General features: G+C 32.5%; 13 protein-coding genes and 1 pseudogene. All 14 read right to left on the bottom strand.

Annotation, left to right across the window (positions count from 1 at the left end):
* Positions 1 to 14: 14 nt before the first annotated feature.
* The 14 genes and pseudogenes from BAQ49_RS01165 to BAQ49_RS01100 all read right to left on the bottom strand — a co-directional run bounded on the left by BAQ49_RS01165 (position 15) and on the right by BAQ49_RS01100 (position 17,761).
* Complete coding sequence (locus BAQ49_RS01165) at positions 15 to 1,952, bottom strand: asparagine synthase-related protein (protein ID WP_071743876.1); 1,938 nt, start codon at positions 1,950 to 1,952, stop codon at positions 15 to 17.
* A 1,031-nt stretch (positions 1,953 to 2,983) separates the two neighbouring features.
* Complete coding sequence (locus BAQ49_RS01160) at positions 2,984 to 4,153, bottom strand: DegT/DnrJ/EryC1/StrS family aminotransferase (protein WP_071743875.1); 1,170 nt, start codon at positions 4,151 to 4,153, stop codon at positions 2,984 to 2,986.
* 13 nt (positions 4,154 to 4,166) lie between these two features.
* A complete protein-coding gene (locus BAQ49_RS01155) occupies positions 4,167 to 4,799 on the bottom strand; it encodes an acetyltransferase (RefSeq protein WP_016130935.1) in 633 nt (210 codons plus the stop codon).
* A 13-nt stretch (positions 4,800 to 4,812) separates the two neighbouring features.
* Complete coding sequence (locus BAQ49_RS01150; RefSeq protein WP_070146104.1) at positions 4,813 to 5,409, bottom strand: sugar transferase; 597 nt, start codon at positions 5,407 to 5,409, stop codon at positions 4,813 to 4,815.
* Positions 5,410 to 5,755: 346 nt separating this feature from the next.
* On the bottom strand, positions 5,756 to 7,303 hold the full coding sequence (locus BAQ49_RS01145) for a lipopolysaccharide biosynthesis protein (RefSeq protein WP_001264123.1): 1,548 nt from the start codon (positions 7,301 to 7,303) through the stop codon (positions 5,756 to 5,758).
* A gap of 48 nt (positions 7,304 to 7,351) precedes the next feature.
* Positions 7,352 to 8,359, bottom strand: a complete 1,008-nt coding sequence (locus BAQ49_RS01140; protein ID WP_071743874.1) for a glycosyltransferase — start codon at positions 8,357 to 8,359, stop codon at positions 7,352 to 7,354.
* A 43-nt stretch (positions 8,360 to 8,402) separates the two neighbouring features.
* Positions 8,403 to 9,329, bottom strand: a complete 927-nt coding sequence (locus BAQ49_RS01135) for an SP_1767 family glycosyltransferase (protein WP_071743873.1) — start codon at positions 9,327 to 9,329, stop codon at positions 8,403 to 8,405.
* 128 nt (positions 9,330 to 9,457) lie between these two features.
* Positions 9,458 to 10,624: an acyltransferase family protein gene (locus tag BAQ49_RS01130; protein ID WP_071743872.1), complete on the bottom strand. Its 1,167-nt coding sequence runs from the start codon at positions 10,622 to 10,624 to the stop codon at positions 9,458 to 9,460.
* A 72-nt stretch (positions 10,625 to 10,696) separates the two neighbouring features.
* Positions 10,697 to 11,878: a glycoside hydrolase family 88 protein gene (locus tag BAQ49_RS01125; protein ID WP_071743871.1), complete on the bottom strand. Its 1,182-nt coding sequence runs from the start codon at positions 11,876 to 11,878 to the stop codon at positions 10,697 to 10,699.
* Between the two features lie 20 nt (positions 11,879 to 11,898).
* Positions 11,899 to 13,054, bottom strand: a pseudogene (locus BAQ49_RS01120) (glycosyltransferase).
* Between the two features lie 12 nt (positions 13,055 to 13,066).
* Entirely contained in the window at positions 13,067 to 14,257 is a 1,191-nt protein-coding gene (locus BAQ49_RS01115; RefSeq protein WP_016130943.1) for a glycosyltransferase, read from the bottom strand.
* 13 nt (positions 14,258 to 14,270) lie between these two features.
* Positions 14,271 to 15,431 (bottom strand): polysaccharide pyruvyl transferase family protein, encoded by a 1,161-nt coding sequence (locus BAQ49_RS01110; protein WP_000671003.1) that lies wholly within the window; start codon positions 15,429 to 15,431, stop codon positions 14,271 to 14,273.
* A 17-nt stretch (positions 15,432 to 15,448) separates the two neighbouring features.
* Entirely contained in the window at positions 15,449 to 16,480 is a 1,032-nt protein-coding gene (locus BAQ49_RS01105) for a glycosyltransferase (protein WP_001081477.1), read from the bottom strand.
* Positions 16,481 to 16,564: 84 nt separating this feature from the next.
* A complete protein-coding gene (locus tag BAQ49_RS01100) occupies positions 16,565 to 17,761 on the bottom strand; it encodes a glycosyltransferase (protein ID WP_000651828.1) in 1,197 nt (398 codons plus the stop codon).
* Positions 17,762 to 17,769: the final 8 nt, after the last annotated feature.

Here is a 17,769-nt window from a genome sequence, read left to right as displayed (position 1 = left end):
AGTTTCACCTCCCTTCAAATAAATTTCTTGATAAATCGATAAACGATAAGACTGCGCATTAAGATTCTAAAATCAGGATCGAACACGTTTTCTACTTTTGGTTCCCCCTGAATTTTCAAAATCGCACTCTTAATGATTTCCATATTAAAAAAATTAGAAGACACGGGATCTGTACTAAGCTGCTGGAGTTCCGCGATAAACATTTTCCATGAAGGAATCATGCGATGAATCACATCAGCTGCCTGTATTCCCCGCACACGCTGATTCAACCTTACCTCATCAGGAAGAAATCCTTTTGTGGACCTCCGGACAAGTGCACGATTTAAGCCACCTTGAACAAATTGTTCGAGTGGTAGCGATAAACAAAATCGAATTACCCGTAAGTCATTCGTCGGATCATGTCCCTGCAAGCCATAGCGTAAGGAAAGTTTTGTTCCACTTGTACCAGTGGTATTCCATAAATTTACCTGTTCAAAATGTTTCTGCCTTATTTCATATATGTTAGGTATAGAAGCCCCCGTTACTTTAAAACCATGTTCCTCAAGTTTGTTGAATACATCAGTACGCTTTGCAAGTTCTGGATTGACTAACGTCGGCAACTCATATTGCTGTTGTGGAGAGAACATGTTACTTATAGATGGGTATGCCTTCTTTCCTACGACTTTCAGTATTCGTGACTTTTTGACTCCAATATTTTTACCGTATAAGCCGATTTCATGATAAAGTTGAAACCATTTGAACCTTTTAAGTAAAACTGCATAATAATCTAAAGCTGGTCCCCAAGAGATGGTAAAATTTCCTCTCGCCCCATTTAAGAGCACTCCAACTCCTTGTTGCTGGGCTTTTTCATAAATTCCCTTTACCCAAATAGAGTTTTCAAAGAATTTATAGGGCATTTCCATAATATCAAGCCAATCATCAATTTCAGAGAATGAATTTCTCCCTGGGAAATTCAAATAATGATCCGTAATATTTCCTACATGCTGTACTGTAGATTGGATAAACGGCTTCTCATCTGCAACCATATGACTACGAGTCCAATCAATAAATCCTTCTGCAGGTACAGAGCTGTATGTATATAATTTTTTATTTTCCTTTTGCAAGGCTCTTGCAGCAAAGCTAGCAACAGCGCCTGAATCTAATCCCCCACTTAAATGAGAACCAACATTACGGTGAGTACGCAACCTTGATGTCACTGCACCTTCAAATACGTCCCGGAATGCCTCTTCATACTCTTGATTTGATTTGAGATGCAACTTCTCTCCTACAAATAACACGTCATATTTTGAAATACTAACTTTTCCATCGACTACAGAAATAGTATGAGAAGGAGGTACTTGTTCTATATTTTTATGGACTGTAGAAAATGCATCTATTGTATCCAGCATATTAGGTATCGCTAAATATTCAGCTAACCACTGCTCATTTAAATCCTTCCCGACGTAAGGTAAGGAAAGTAGTGGCCCTATGCTGGTACAAAAGGCGAATTGATTCTGATTACGGAAAAAGTAAAACGTTCGGCTTCCGGAAAAATCACGCGCACCGAAAAGTAAGCGTTTTCTCCCATCCCAAATCATAAAAGCAAAATCGCCAATCAAATATTTCGGCGCATCTTCTCCCCACTTTTGATAAGCTAATAAAATCAACTTACTGTCAGACATCTCTCTTCTAAATGCCTGTTCCACTTGTAATCTATCAAATAATTCATCACGATTATCAATAATTGCATCAGCAGTTATAACCAACTGTGTTTCATAATCATAGTAGGGTAATTGTTCATTGATAGATTCAGATGTTATCCATTTTGCATGGGAGCCAAAAAAAATATTTTCCTTGTGCCATATATCGGTATTGTCACCTGGATAACGAGATAAATCCTTCATGATTCCAATCCTATGTTCGGGCGGTATCGGTTCTCCGTTTAAATGATAAATTCCGGTTATTGCACTCATTTTTTTCCTCCCACTACGAGACAATTAAGGGTAAACCCGATGGATAAGTGAATTACCAGATATATCAAAAAAATGTTATTAATATACCAGAAAACCCTTTCCTCAAACTACCTCGTTTTACGCATAACAGATTTTAAAACCCAATTTTATAGCCTTAAATCTTTTTTCAGTTGAAGTATTCAAGCCTTCAGGCTACCTATCCTATTGTAAACCCTAGCATTTTAATTTCCTCAAAAAAATGAACAAAGGTGTGATTTTCTTAATTCGAATCGAGATATTACCATCTGAATTTTATATGAATAAAAATCATTGAATTTAATATACCAATAAAACGTTTATATTCTTTATAAAGAATATAAATTCAGATTACCATTTCACTATTACATTGTCAAGTATCTATATACTCAAAAAAATGAATATTTATGTATCTTTTTTAGTAACTGTAAGAAAAAATAATACAGTAAAACATTAATCCGTAGGAGGCTTTACATCCCTACCGACTATTAATCTCATCAATCGAGCTTTTACGAACATTCCATCTATCTTCTAAGTTTCCCGAAAGTCTTAAGGTAGTGCTCTTAATGCTCATAAATAGCAGGATAAACGTTATATCTTACAAATACACAGGAGAATTTTCATCTTTTTATATTTTTAAAATTTCTGTGCTATGATATTTTATATAATTTATTATTAACCCACTAATTAAAGTTGATTTCACGTGTTATGTTCTCTATTACTTTATTCTCCTGCTTCTTTAATCGAAACAGGAGAATAACCTTTTTATATTTATACCATTTTCACAAAGGGGATGATATAATATGCGTTTACCACTAATAAAAAATACCATTCGCATTTACCACAAGATTATGTACGCTTACTATTTCACTCTTTATAGGGATTGCCGTGACTTTCATTCAAAGAAAATTTTTTTCAGTAAAATGAGATTTCACAAAAACAGCACTGAATGAGATATTAAATCCTCCTAGTTCATTAACACCTTTCTTAATTAAAGCTGTTTCTATTTTTTATCTTTACATGCCAGCACTTACCATCAATATATTCTTAATACATGTAATAACTCTTGTCTGATCTTTTTCTGTCATACCTGATCCAGACGGAAGGCATACGCCTGTTGCAAATAATTTTCTAGAAACATCCTCACTCTCACTATGCGGATAATACATTACATCTTCAAATAAAGGTTGCATATGAAGAGGCTTCCAAACAGGACGCGCCTCAATGTTTTCATTTTCCAGTTGTTTCAGTAATGCCTGAATCGGTACTCCTGTTTTTTCTTCATCTACAGTAAGAACTGTAAGCCACCGGTTTGAATAAGTATCCTCTAACTCAGGCATAAACTGTATCCCTGGAATATGAGATAATTCTTGATAATATCTATCAAATATTCGTCTTCTTGCATGTACTCTCTCTTGTAAGACCTGCAGCTGTGCTCTACCTACACCTGCTAAAATATTACTCATACGATAATTATATCCAACCTCACTATGTTGGTAGTGTGGAGCCGGATCTCTTGCTTGAGTAGCTAAAAATCTTGCTTTTCTCAATGCCTCGACATCATTTGAAACAAGCATGCCTCCACCTGAAGTTGTAATGATTTTATTGCCGTTAAACGAATAAATACCAAATTTTCCGAATGTCCCGCTTTCTTTACCTTTATAGGAAGAACCGAGCGATTCTGCCGCATCTTCTATCACTGGGACATCATATTCATTACATAACGAAAGAATTTCATCCATTTTAGCGCTTTGTCCATATAAATTTACAACAATGACAGCTTTCGGAAGTATTCCTTTCTCATTTGCATCACGTAATGCACGTTCTAAAGCTTGTGGCGACATATTCCACGTTTCAAGCTCAGAATCAATAAATACTGGTTTAGCCCCTAAATATAAAATTGGATTTGCGCTCGCTATAAAAGTAAGACTTGAACAAAACACCGTATCTCCATCATTTACATCCAGTAAGCGAAGTGCCAAATGGATAGCAGAGGTTCCTGAACTAACTGCAGCCGCATCAAGAACTCCAACATGGGATGAAAGTTCACTTTCAAACGCATCTACATTTGGACCAAGTGGAGCAATCCAATTCATATCAAATGCTTCCCCTATATATTTTTGTTCATTACCGCTCATATGTGGAGCGGAGAGATAGATTCTTGTTTTTTCCTGTGAGTATACCACTTTAAACACTCTCCTATAATTCTTTGTTTATTACTCTAGCTGGAATACCAACTGCCTTACAATTCGCTACAATGTCACGGATCACTGTTGCTCCGGCACCGATAACGGACCAATCGCCAATTGTAATATTTGGAATCACATTAACTCCTGCTCCTATATGTACTCCTATTCCTACAGTAACGGATCCTGTAAGCACTGCATTTGGGGAAATATGTGCAAAATCATTTATCTTATTATCATGTTCAATAATAGCGCCTGAATTGACAATAACGTGATTCCCAATTTCAACATCTGCATTAACAATTGCACCTGGCATAATAACCGTACCAGTTCCAATCTTTGCACTTAAACTAACAATAGATTGTTTATGTATAAGCGTCGCATAGCGATGACTGGGAATCTCTAACTGCTCCATAATTATCTTTCTTGTTCTGTTATTCCCTATAGCTATCACGAACTTTGTATCTACATGCTCATCCATTAACTTTACAGCTGCAGAAATAGGTCCAAAATAGACACCATCCTCAATTTTTAACTCTTTATACACATCATCTAATTGCGCAATGATTTCATAATTTCCATACGATAGGATAATATCTCGGATTACTTTACTATGACCACCTGCCCCAATCATAATTATTCGCATCCATCTCACCTCCTCAAGAATTCTTTGTACCATTAAATTTTTCCACAGTTACATGCCCAACCTGATTGATTCCTTCTGACTTAAATACTTTCTTTACCGTTAACAACAAAATTTTCATATCAAGCCAAAAAGTCCGTTTTTTTGCATACCATACATCAAAATCAAATTTTTCCTCCCAAGAAATCGCGTTTCTTCCATTTACTTGGGCCCATCCCGTAATCCCTGGTCTGACATTATGCCGCTTGGCCTGCTCTTCTGTGTATAGTTCCAAATACTCCATCAATAATGGTCTTGGACCTACCAAACTTAAGTCCCCTTTTATAACATTAAACAACTGTGGCAATTCATCTAAACTATATTTTCTCAGAAACCCTCCGAAACGGGTAAACCTTACATCATCGGGCAACGCATTCCCCTCACTATCCTTCTCGTCAGTCATAGTTCTAAACTTATAAAGAAAAAAAGGGACACCATGCAATCCCGGGCGTTGCTGCTTAAATATGATAGGGGAACCCAACTTAATTCTAACTAAAACAGCCACTATTATAATAAGAGGTAAAAGAAACACCAATAATGACAAAGAAACGAACAAATCGAAAAGTCTTTTCATATATAATCATACTCCTAATTTGGTTTATGTATTAACCTCTACTCCATAACTGCCTAAAACTTCTATCTTCATAAAAAGCAGCCCCATTCATAGTTGAAAAATAACGAATTGATTTACTTTTTTATTTAAGGACATGTCATGCAAAATACTTAATTAAAATACTCAGTAATAAGAACACCACCATATTCAACAGAGCATAGTGGTGTTTCATTTCTAAAAGATTCTTAATACTTTCCTTTTATTTACTTGCTCTTACTTTAAGCATTATAATTTTGTGTCAATTCATTAGGCGCTGGTGCTCGATGGATTGGGTCAGTAACGGGATTATAGAAATGTAGATTTCAAATTAAAAAGTGCCCTTTTTGTGTGACTGAATTTTCACCCTCAGGTTTCCAATTATACTTTTAACAACTCCAAATAAATACTTAAATTCATCTGTCTTATAAAAAACAAATACATAAATAGCATTTGGAATTATTAAACAAATCATCCCTCTTAATATTAATTCTAGTAATCCATTATACGGAATAAGACCACATATTAAACTTGTGATAACACAAGCTCCTAACCCTATCATCACATAGTAAGTATATTTTAAAAAATAATCTCTAACCGGTTTACGGAATACTTTCTTATATACTAAATAAGGAGCAATCCAAAATGGAACCACTAGTGTACTTATAAGTGTTCCAATAAAAACACCTGTTATGCCCATATATTGCACCAAGACAATAGAAGCCACCAGATTCACGGCAGCCTCTAAAAAGGGCGCATACCTATCTTCATGAAAAATCCCTGATGTTGTTTTGACCATAGATATAGAACGTCTCATTCCTGATACATAAAAATTTATCATTAATATAATTAATACACTTATATCCATAATAAATTTTGAACCAATCCATAAAGTAATAAAGGGTTGCATTATAATATATAAAAATATGGAAAAAAATGAGTATATCCAAAAATTACAAAGCATAGTAATCTTAAATATGCTATAAATTTTTTCATCGCTTTCTTTTGCAACCAAATTCCCTACACTATGATTTATATTATCAAAGATTTGATTTATAAAAGTTCTACAAATGTTAATTAACATATAATAATTTGAATACAATCCAACAGCTGTAACACTGACAAAAGACGCAATTAACATGTTATCAGTACCAAAGACAATATATCCGCCTATATTATGTAGCACTAAAGCCTTTACATTTTTAACAATATTACTTTTGGTTTCACTATCTAATTTGCTTGCTGCTTTATTTTTTAAAAATGGGTACATCTTATCTACCAATATAGCCAAGAACGCAGAGGTACTGATTGTTATAATAATATCGATTATTAGATATAAAATATAACTATGCGTAAAGTATAAAATTCCTATTTTAATGCAAGTAGATATAATAGATGAGATAGAATAAATCCCTGTAACAATATATCCCTTTTGACAAACATTTAAAAATGAGGTTTTATAAGAAAATAGATAAGATGAAGCTGTATTAATTAAAAATATAATATAAATAAAATGAATATTGTCTACCTTTGCATCTTTAGCGATATATCCAAGAAAAGGTAACAAAAGTAATCCTAGTAACAATACTATTAAAGCTATTGCCATATATGCCTTTCTATAAAAATTCATAAGCATATTGATTCTATCCTGATTATTTTCTGCCACTGGTTTATATAGATTATATATGATAGCAGATCCTATTCCTGCTTCAGCTAAAGATAACATTCCTAATATATTAGTAAATAATCCATTTACCCCCAGATACTCAACACCTAAATAAGTAATAAATATGGTTCTGGAAGCAAAACTTAGTAACGTAATAATAACTTGACTGCCTATACCGGCTGATATATTAATTATTGAATTTTTAACTCTCATTTTTCCTCCCACTTCAGAAAGTATGAAAACACTTTCAACCCCAGAGCATTACCTGATTTCTCTTTTATATGCTGCAACTATTAAAGGATACACTTTAAACTTTATTGCTAAATAATATATATACTCCTTAAAGTTATTGCATCGATATGAAAAACCAATTCCTTTTACACTATCTGAGAACATTTCATAATTCACTATTCTACGAAAAGCATTATTAACATCCACATTAGGGTCGCTTTTTAAATTATTAATCAAGAGTCTATATATGTGATTTATATAATAATTAGCCATATCTTTTTTAAATTGCTTATCGTGTAGTAAACCAAATTCTTGTGAAAGTTGTCTTCTCATTTGATATTGTAAAACTAAACTGTTCTCTAAATTTGGTTTATACGGAACCCTCATTAAGCTATTTGGATTATTAATAGTATAAAAATAAAGAACTTCTGAGACTGCACATACCCTTTGTGAGTGCAATAAAAACTCTAAATTAAAAATAACATCTTCTCCAATAAACACTTGTTCATTAAATCTGATGTTTTTTTCTTTTATAATGCTTAAATTGTATATATACCTCCATGCAAAGCATAGATCATTCTTGGAATGAACATTTGGAGAGCTCAGTACAAAATCTCTCCCGTTCATAACAGTATCTAATTTGAAGTTAGGAATAATACTATTATTATTTGGAACAGTTTTGTATCCGCATATTACAGCATCACACTTTTTATCTTCCGCAATACCATATAACCTAGTAAAATAGTTTTCGCTTACCTCATCATCGGGATCTATAAACACTATATACTTCCCTGTAGCAGCCTCGATCCCTGCATTCCTTGCGCTACTCACTCCTCCATTTTCTTTATAGATTACTTTAATTCTATTATCCTTTTCTAAATATTCTTCACATATTTCACCACATTTATCTGTTGAACCATCATTGACTAGAACTAATTCAATATTGACGAAAGGCTGTTTTAAAACACTTTCAATACATCTAGCTAACCATTTTTCCACATTATATATGGGAACAATAACACTTATTAATTCATGCAATCCTTTCACCTCTACATTACTTACATAAGTTAAACCCTCATGCCTATCTTATTACAGCTTTAATTTCACTTAAATATTTCTCATCTTGAATATCGCCCACATTTTGTCCAGCACCCGCTTCACATACGTACTTATTTTCAATTTTGATTTTAGTTTTTGCTTGTCTTAAAAACCATTCGTATTCAATATCCACATGCCCTATATCAATTGCTTGATATCCCTCTTTATACAAATCATATGCTAATATAGTAGCAGTAGGCCCTATTGCTAATAGAATCAATTTAGATTTATTATTTTTTTTTGCTGCTGTTAAGATGTTATTGTAATGTAAGAATGCGTGCTCCTCTGGTACTAAAATCCTTTCAATTGATTTAGCATTTTCAAACAGATCATTTCCAATACCTAATCTACTCTTACTACCCTCTATTAAAACTATATCCCTATCTTTCCATATTAATTTTAATAATATAAACCATTCTTTACATTTTGACTTATCTCGAAAGGGATAATAGAATCTCGATATAAAGGAATTATAATATACTTTTCCCTTCTTTAAGTCTTTATACCACTTTAATCTATATTTTGCAGTATGAAGACTCCAATAATCCTTTGGTTCATCTGCATATTTTGATAAATCTTGAAAAACATCCGGCAAACAAACTAAGAACTTCTCATCTTCACTTAGCAATATTTCTTTTAATCTTTTGGATAACAAATGATCAGCCCGTTGAAATGTTATATCTAGATTATGAATTAATTTAAATTCACCATCACCATACCTGGCTACGGAAGCTTTATCATGAATAATTTTTTTTAAAGTTTCATCTATAGATTGAATTCTAGGGGGCTTGAAAAAGCACTTCGTGAATCGATCTTTTATGATAGTTAATCGATTCAAACTCTGAATTTTGATATCGATCAATTTATTCCAAATAAAAACTAACATACTTTTTATTTTTATTTGCACCATACCAATCTCCTTTCTAATACTTTTCTCGATAGAGCATTAGATTATCTTTCCTCTTTTTCTTAAGAAAATTACTCTTATCCCTCTATTCACATCTTACATACTATTTATTCTTATTATTTTCCAATTTTTCAACTAGCCTTTTTTCTCAACGGAACATCGCCTCTAGAATTTTTAGTGGCAAGTTTCCGGCCTATTTTTATTGATGGAATTTCAATAAATTTATAACATAAGACCGACACAACCATAGTAAATAAGAAAGAAATTAATAAAATTAAAGGCACTGATATCTTCCCATAGGAAATATGAACTGTTGTTAATAGAACAATTGGATGTACTAAATAAAGACTATATGATATTTCCCCTATAAATTGTACTGGTTTAATCAGTAATAATTTAGAAAATAGTTTTGAACTTAGAGCGGATAGAATAATTAAAACTGCACCAAAGCATATATACCAATCGATGATAATAAGATACAAATCATAATCAATTTCACCAATTAGTTTGGAAAGTAACATAAATGGGATACGTGGATAGCTAAAAAATAAAAGACCTAAAGGCAATAATATATATTTTACTTTTGAATTAATAATTTTACTCACTAAATATTCTCTGTTTTTGGCTAGTAGTGCACCAATAATAAACATTGAGCTATAATGTAATGTGATAAAGTAATTGGTGGATACTGGCATATTAAATTCGCTTGGAATGTTCTTCATTAATAAATAACCAATAACTGATAAAAACATCGCTATCCCAATACTTACTTTCCAGTTTACTCTAAGTAAAAGAAAAATAATTAAAGGAAACACTATGGAAATTCGCATCTCGTGAACTAATGACCAAATCACCATAATAAACGCATCAGAATTAAATTCTCTCAAGAATAAAATATGATCCATTACTCTATTCAAAGAAACTTCTATGTTCCATGAACCCCATTGTACCAAACCAGGAATGGTACCAATTTTAGAATGAATCCCCAATTTAATTCCTATTGCAATAAAAAGAATCACAATATAAGGAATGTAAATCCTACAAACTCTTTTAATAAGATACTTTAAATAATTAAATTCCGTCCCTTTATAAAAAGGCAAGGATAGAACAAATCCACTTAACACAAAAAATATAATAACAGCCGAATGACCTTGCCATAATATAGAAAAATAGGCCCCAAATGTTGAATACATTACCTTTTTACCTAATATCGGAAATAATGCTAAGAAGTGTCCTAATAGAACAATGATTGCAGCAATACCCCGAAGGGAATCCAATTCTTTATAACGTCTCGTCATAATTCTTCCCTCTGTTCTAAAATAAAATTTATTAATCTGGCTATTAAAATTTAGTCATCCTTATAAGGATGACTAAATTTTATAATTATTACGTAAATTAATTAATCTAATACAAAACCCTTGTGTGAATGGCAATATATCGAATAACGTAGAATATACACCTATATCCTTCGTATCACCTTGAGAGAAGTCGACCGCTCCGTTTCTTCTTGTCACTCCCATCAAATAACCGATAGCTTTATCTGCACTTTCCAAACATTCCTTTGAAATATCTTCTATCTTTGCTGCATTTAACATAAACCACCCCAGTGTGGATGTAGCGGAAGAATCTGGTCCGCATTCGTTCCTGGTTACAGTCCAATTCCAATTGCCTTGTTGTTGAAATTTCATCGTAGCTTTTGCAAATTTACGTACACTTTCTTCTAATACAGGTTTATAGCTGTTGTTTTCTGGTAATTCATTCCACGTATCTATAAGACCTATAGCAAACCATCCAAGACCTCTTCCCCAGCCATATAAACCTAGAGGAACTTTATCTTCTAATCTATAAGCATGACATGGTATATGACTTAAGTTTAACATTCCATATGTTTCATATTCTTTAATCTGCTTTACAGCCAAATCTATACACTCACTTTTGTTATACCTAATGCCGTAAGTCACTAAGAATGGACATATGAAACCAATGGTATCTACGTATCGATACCCCTTCATAAACTTTCTATATTCTATCGTACCATCCTCACCTATATGCTCTTGTATCATTTCCCAAGTAGCATCCAAAGCTTTTTTATATTTATCTATCTCCTCAAAATCCAGCTTCATAATGGCATAAGCAAGTATTGCTCCATCTACATAATGAGGTTTGTGTACCCACTGACCATTAGAATCAAATTTGGAGTTCAAAAACTTTGTGATTTCATGTTTTACTGCTCTGTCATCATTATATTTCAGGTATTCAGACAACCCTAATATTAAAGATGCTTCTTGCCAATGCTGTATAGCACTTTTCGTATAATTTCCTTTCAACATATCAATTGCTATTAATCTTGTGTTATCAGTTACCTTAATCTTTGGTGTTTTATTTAGCCACTTAACACCTATATGAGTGATTGACTGATTCCATAAGCTTTTATCCGTATATCTTCCTATTTTTATTCTTCCCAACCAATTCTTTCCTATAGGAATGAAATCAATCACTACAATAATTGCGATTACAGCAAGTAACACAAAGCACGCTGCCTGTATAACCATATAATTATGTCCTTTCTATACTACTCAAATAATGTATATAATTTTTTTATCTCCGACTCGGTTCCTAGCTCTTCATCTGATAAGTTCTTTATTAACTTATTTCTTAATTCCCTCCGAAAGTGAGTGAGCATCCATGTCTATAATCAGCCCATTTTCTTCATTTTTAATTTGGTCTTTAGCTGTACTGAAATTTGTTACCACTATTGGTTTATGCAGTATTTTTGCTTCGTCTATTGCGATAGACTTTCCTTCGAACCTGGATGGTTGTACATATATATCTGCTTCTCTTATATACGGATAGGGATTTTCTTTCAGTCCTAACAGTAAAAAATGATCTTGAAGGTGATTTTCTTCTATCATTTTTTCTAACTTACCTCGCCCTTCCCCTTCTCCAATGATATACCACTTTATTTCATATCCATCTCCAACCAGATTCTTACAGGCTTCTATAGCCAAATCAAATCCCTTTTCATGACTTAACCTTCCTACAGAAACAAGCTTTACCCCTTTACGCTCTAGATCTACCTTTTCCTGTGACATTTTATTTATCGTACTTGGAGATACGATGTTATGAATAACACCTATTTTGTCGTTATATATAGAAAATCTTTGTTTTAAAACATTGGCACATTCCTCAGACACCGTCACTATATGATCCAATGAACGAAAATAACCCCTATCAATGTTAGGATCCATTCCTAATTTGTCATAATCAGTGTGTATAAAACCAATTTTCTTATTCGCATTTACTTTGTCTATACAAAAGTAAACTGGGTTCTTTTCTAAGTACCCAATCGCTACATCATACTTTTTACTTATATTCTGTAAAGATTTTGATAGATATCGCCATACTCTCTGTTCACAACGAGCCTTGTTTTTTTCACTTTTAAATATGTAACCTGCACAAACCCTTGATAAGGCTATATCTAGTCTTCCTTGTCGCAAGCATTTCATGATAGCTGCTTTTATCGGCATATCAAACAACTGATACTCAGGAGGTTCTTCTAATACATTCACTTGTTTAGGAATTTTATTAAGGAATAAACCTTCATGCTTAAATAAAAATAAATCCACATTATAGCGAGAGTAATCCATCGTATTCAACAGAGAGATTAATGACTTCTCAGCCCCACCGCAGTTCAAATTATTGATAACAAATAATACGTCTTTTTTCATAATAATCACCTTTTAAAGAATTCCGTAGAGCTTATTTATTTCTTTTTCGGTTCCTAACTTTTCTGTAGATAAATTATTTACGATTCTTTCCCTTAATTCTATATCTTTGATAAGCCTTTCAATTTCAGTTGCTATTCCTTCTTCAGACATCTCAGCAATAATTCCGTTTATTCCATGATTTATTTGATCTTTTGCAGTTTCAAAGTTAGTCACCACTATCGGTTTATGCAATATTTTTGCTTCATCAATTGCTATAGACTTACCTTCATACCTAGATGGTTGCACATATATATCTGCTTTTCGTATATAAGGATAGGGATTTTCTCGAACCCCCAAAATTGTAAAATGGTTTGATAGATGATGATCTTCTATTAAACGTTCTAATGCATCTTTTTCATTTCCATCCCCTAATACGTACCAATTTATCTTGTATCCTTTTTCAAGAAGTAACTTACAAGATTTCACTGCTAAATCTAAACCCTTTTCATGACTTAATCTGGCGACAGTAATAATATTGGTATAATGTCTATCAAACAAACTGTCATCTTCTATATCTTCTTTAGATAAATCATATATAACGCCAGGAGCTACTATATTATATATAATCGTAACTTTATTTTTTAGTTGTGGAAAATTTTCTTGTAACGATTTTGCACACTCTTCTGAAACCGTTATTAGATTATCTAGTTGTTCAAAATATGAGTTATCGAACTGGCAATCCATACCTGAATTCGAGTAGTTTGTATGTATCCATCCAGCCTTTTTTTTGGCATTGACCTTATCAACTACGAAGTATATTGAAGACTTTTCAAGATAGCCTATCGCTGCATCATACTCTTTTTCTAACACTTCAAATGACTTACTTTGATATTCCCATGTATACTGTTCTGAAATTGCAGCTTCCTTTATCAATCTATTTTTAATAGTGAACATCAATCTTGAATATGCTAAATCAATTTGTCCATTCTTTAAAAAGCCCATTATTGAATTTTTAAGGCTAGATGCAAATATTTTATAATCACTTGGCAGATCTAATATATTTACCTCTCTTGGTATCGAATTTATGAATATTCCTGTTTTATTAAACAAAAATAAATCTACATCATATAAACTGTAATCTATCTGAGATAGTAAATTTATCAAGCTTTTTTCTCCACCACCAGCAGATAAACTAGGCATAACAAATAGTAGTTTTTTTTTCATAATGTACCCCAAATTACTTAGACAATTCTTTCAAATATTCTACTGCTTTGTAAGACATTTTCTTTATATTAGGTATAGATTGTCGTAGCTTTTGCCTTATCTCCTCTTCCTCTCGTACCATCTCATCAAATCTTGCTTTTAATTTATTACTATCAGATATCTCCTCTATATCTAAAACTAATTTTTCTTCCCCAAATATATCTTTAGATATCCCTTTGGACTTTACACTATATCCCAATACCATAGTCGGAATAAAACTAGAGTAAGCAGCTATAGTTGCATGCGTTCGAGCTCCTATAAAGAAACGCATTCTAGCTATATACCCCTTATACTGTATTGCATTTAAGTTATCTGGTAACAGAATCACTCTGCCTGTGTCCTTAAATTCTTTGTAATATTTGTAGAGAACTTCGTAATCATTGTTCCCATCTTCAATAACGTGAGGTGTAAGAGCAATCGTCATATCTGTCGTATTTAATATATGATTAATTAACTCTCTTACCGCAACTTGAGAATTCTCATTTCTATTCCATACAAGCGGGCTAAAATTAAGACCCATTGTATTTCCTTCCTGCCATCCATTAGGCAACTCCAATTCTTCTTTTTCCATTGTAAATGCAGCATCAGCACACAATTGAACGTTATTTAATCCTTGTTTTTTTAACATATTATAGGTAAGACTTTCGCGTGCTAATATTAAATCAAAGAGCTTTAGATCTTCCAACTTTCTTTCAGACATATCCTCTTCTCCTATAGAACATCCCCATAGTACTAGCTTTTTCCCCTGCATTTTTACTCTTCTATCAATCTCATACCACCCAGGTTGCTCTCCATAGCAATAATTATCCCCCCCGATAGATAAACATACATCGGAACTTTTTATATGCTTTATTATGTTATGATGAATTTTCCCTAATGCATAAGACTCATCGTTAAAGAGTTTTACTTTAACTGAGGACAATAACCAATCATATGAATATTTTTTCAGACTGCGGCTAGAACCATCATATATATAATCTAACTTATTGATTACCTTATCTGTTTCAGGTCTATCTGATGCCAAACATACTTTTGCTCCATCTATTTTTTCTTTTATAATATTTGTAGAAGCTCGAACTATCGCTTCGCACCCTCTATTTAAACTGCCCCCATGGGCAAACATCATAAACTTCACACTAAATTCCTCCAGTTTTATTTATTTCTAAGCCTGCTGTAAGAGACTGCGAAGTATAACCCCACAGTAGATTTTCTTTTAATCATATTTATTAAAAATTTCTCATATCTACCAAGCTTGCTATAAGTTACTTCACAATATAGCGGCAATGCCTCTCTAACATATTTATTGCATATCATATTTTTTATGTATTCATATCTCTCACTAAACCGTATTTCCTTAGACGGTTCAAAATAAATATATACGTAGGAAATTACACTATTTATAAACTTTCTTGATTTCAATTCACGTATCTTTGCCTTATCGACCTTTTCGATGTAAATTTTCGGTAGTTCCATATTATATACTTCCACAGCTCGCTTGAAATAATCTTTTTTTGAGATATCCCGAGTTGCGCTACCCGCTACATCCCTATAATAATATCCCGTATAATCTATATATTTCATATTAGTTGCATTACTAAAAAATTGAATATTAAACATTCCATCTTCTCCTAATGCGACCTTCTCTGGAAACTTCACATTATTTTTCGTTATTATGCTATTTTTATAAATTTTGTTTACAGCAGTATTTAAATTATCGCTTTTAAGAAAATAGGTTAATATCTCCTTATTTATATATTCTTTTTTTAGAACGATATTAGTTGGAAATGGATATTCAATTGTTACCTTATGCCCTTCAATCTCACTTCTTAAATTTGATATAATTACATCACAATTGCTTTGTTTTGCTGAATTATACAGAGTTTCATACATATCCGCTTCTACATAATCATCAGCATCAACAAATCCAATATATTCACCATTAGCTATAAGAAGTCCTTGATTCCTTGCAATACTCACACCTTGATTTTTTTGATTTATAAGTATAATCCTGTCATCTAGTGCCCTATACTTTTCAATAATCTCTACGCTATTGTCCGTTGAACCATCATTAATAAAGATAAATTCGCAGTTATGAAGCACCTGATTTAACAGTGATTCTATACACCGAGTAATATATTTACCAGCATTATAAACCGGTATAATTACACTGACATTTCTATTCATGGGCAAATCACCCCTTTGCTTTGAATCCCTTATACTTTCATTTTTAAAAATTTTTGTAGTTGTACCAATACACTTAATAAACTTTTAAGCCTCTATAATTTCATACAACTTATTTAATTCATATTTATTACTATAATCAGTATTACTACAATTGTTAGCTAACTGCTTTCTTACGGTAGCATCCTTATACAATTTTTCTATTCCATCTGCTATTCCTTCAACGGATAATTCCGTAATATATCCGTCAACCCCATTTTTCACTTGACTGTTTGCGGTTGTATAATTTGTAATTAGGACTGGTTTTGCAAGTATCTGAGCCTCTCCTACTGTAACAGCTTTTCCCTCATATCTAGATGGTTGGACATATAAATCAGCTTCTTTTATATATGGATATGGATTGATTTGCTTTCCTAGCAACACAAAGCTATTTTCTAATTTCAAATCCCTTATTAGATTTTTAATCATTGTTTCGTCTCCACCATATCCAACTACATACCAGGCTATATTCTCATAGCCTTTATCTTTCAATATCCTTAAAGCCCTAACAGCATTATCGATTCCTTTTGCATGAGATAGTCTAGCCACAGTTATAACTTTAAAACGGTTATCAAGAAGCATAGGGGTATCTATTTCTTCATTCGCCATATCTCTAATAAACTGCGGGGAGGTTATATTTTCCATTACTATAACCTTATTTTTTAATGCACTATATTTTTTTAAAAATGAATTTTTGCATGCCTCTGATACAGCTACAATACAATCAAATTTATTCCATACTTTTAAATCCATCTCTATATCTGTCTCAATTGTAGAATAATCTGTATGAATCCATGCTATTTTTTTCTTAGCCTTGACCTTATCTGCTACAAAATAATGTGGCCACAAATAACTAATTGCAACATCATACTCTTTATCTAGTTTAGGTAAAAATGGAATAGCATATTTCCACATTAATTGCATTTGATAATATCCTGTCTCTACTATTCCTTTAGCTTTTCCTGCAAAACGAGTATTTATCTTAGATAAAATTCTAGAAAATCCAATGCCATACTCTTTATCCTTTAATGTTTCTCCGATTGACTTCCTAAAGGTGGTGTATTGTGGAATTTCTTCTAATAAATTTACCTTGTTACAAACTAATTCCATAAAATCCCCTTGATGCCTATACAGCATTAAATCAACAGCGTATTTTTTGTAATCAAAACCCTCAAGCATACTTATAAGGCTTCTTTCTACTCCTCCAACTTCCATATCAAATGAGGCCACCAGTATATCCTTCATATATGCCT

The organism is Bacillus proteolyticus, assembly GCF_001884065.1.
Taxonomy (GTDB): Bacteria; Bacillota; Bacilli; order Bacillales; family Bacillaceae_G; genus Bacillus_A; species Bacillus_A proteolyticus.
This window is presented reverse-complemented; position numbering and strand designations above follow the sequence as displayed.

Excerpts from the sequence above, each read along its gene's own strand:
- BAQ49_RS01165 (WP_071743876.1), bottom strand. The coding sequence starts at position 1,952 with ATGAGTGCAATAACCGGAATTTATCATTTAAACGGAGAACCGATACCG.
- BAQ49_RS01155 (WP_016130935.1), bottom strand. The coding sequence starts at position 4,799 with ATGCGAATAATTATGATTGGGGCAGGTGGTCATAGTAAAGTAATCCGA.
- BAQ49_RS01150 (WP_070146104.1), bottom strand. The coding sequence starts at position 5,409 with ATGAAAAGACTTTTCGATTTGTTCGTTTCTTTGTCATTATTGGTGTTT.
- BAQ49_RS01145 (WP_001264123.1), bottom strand. The coding sequence starts at position 7,303 with ATGAGAGTTAAAAATTCAATAATTAATATATCAGCCGGTATAGGCAGT.
- BAQ49_RS01135 (WP_071743873.1), bottom strand. The coding sequence starts at position 9,329 with ATGGTGCAAATAAAAATAAAAAGTATGTTAGTTTTTATTTGGAATAAA.
- BAQ49_RS01130 (WP_071743872.1), bottom strand. The coding sequence starts at position 10,624 with ATGACGAGACGTTATAAAGAATTGGATTCCCTTCGGGGTATTGCTGCA.
- BAQ49_RS01125 (WP_071743871.1), bottom strand. The coding sequence starts at position 11,878 with ATGGTTATACAGGCAGCGTGCTTTGTGTTACTTGCTGTAATCGCAATT.
- BAQ49_RS01115 (WP_016130943.1), bottom strand. The coding sequence starts at position 14,257 with ATGAAAAAAAAACTACTATTTGTTATGCCTAGTTTATCTGCTGGTGGT.
- BAQ49_RS01105 (WP_001081477.1), bottom strand. The coding sequence starts at position 16,480 with ATGAATAGAAATGTCAGTGTAATTATACCGGTTTATAATGCTGGTAAA.
- BAQ49_RS01100 (WP_000651828.1), bottom strand. The coding sequence starts at position 17,761 with ATGAAGGATATACTGGTGGCCTCATTTGATATGGAAGTTGGAGGAGTA.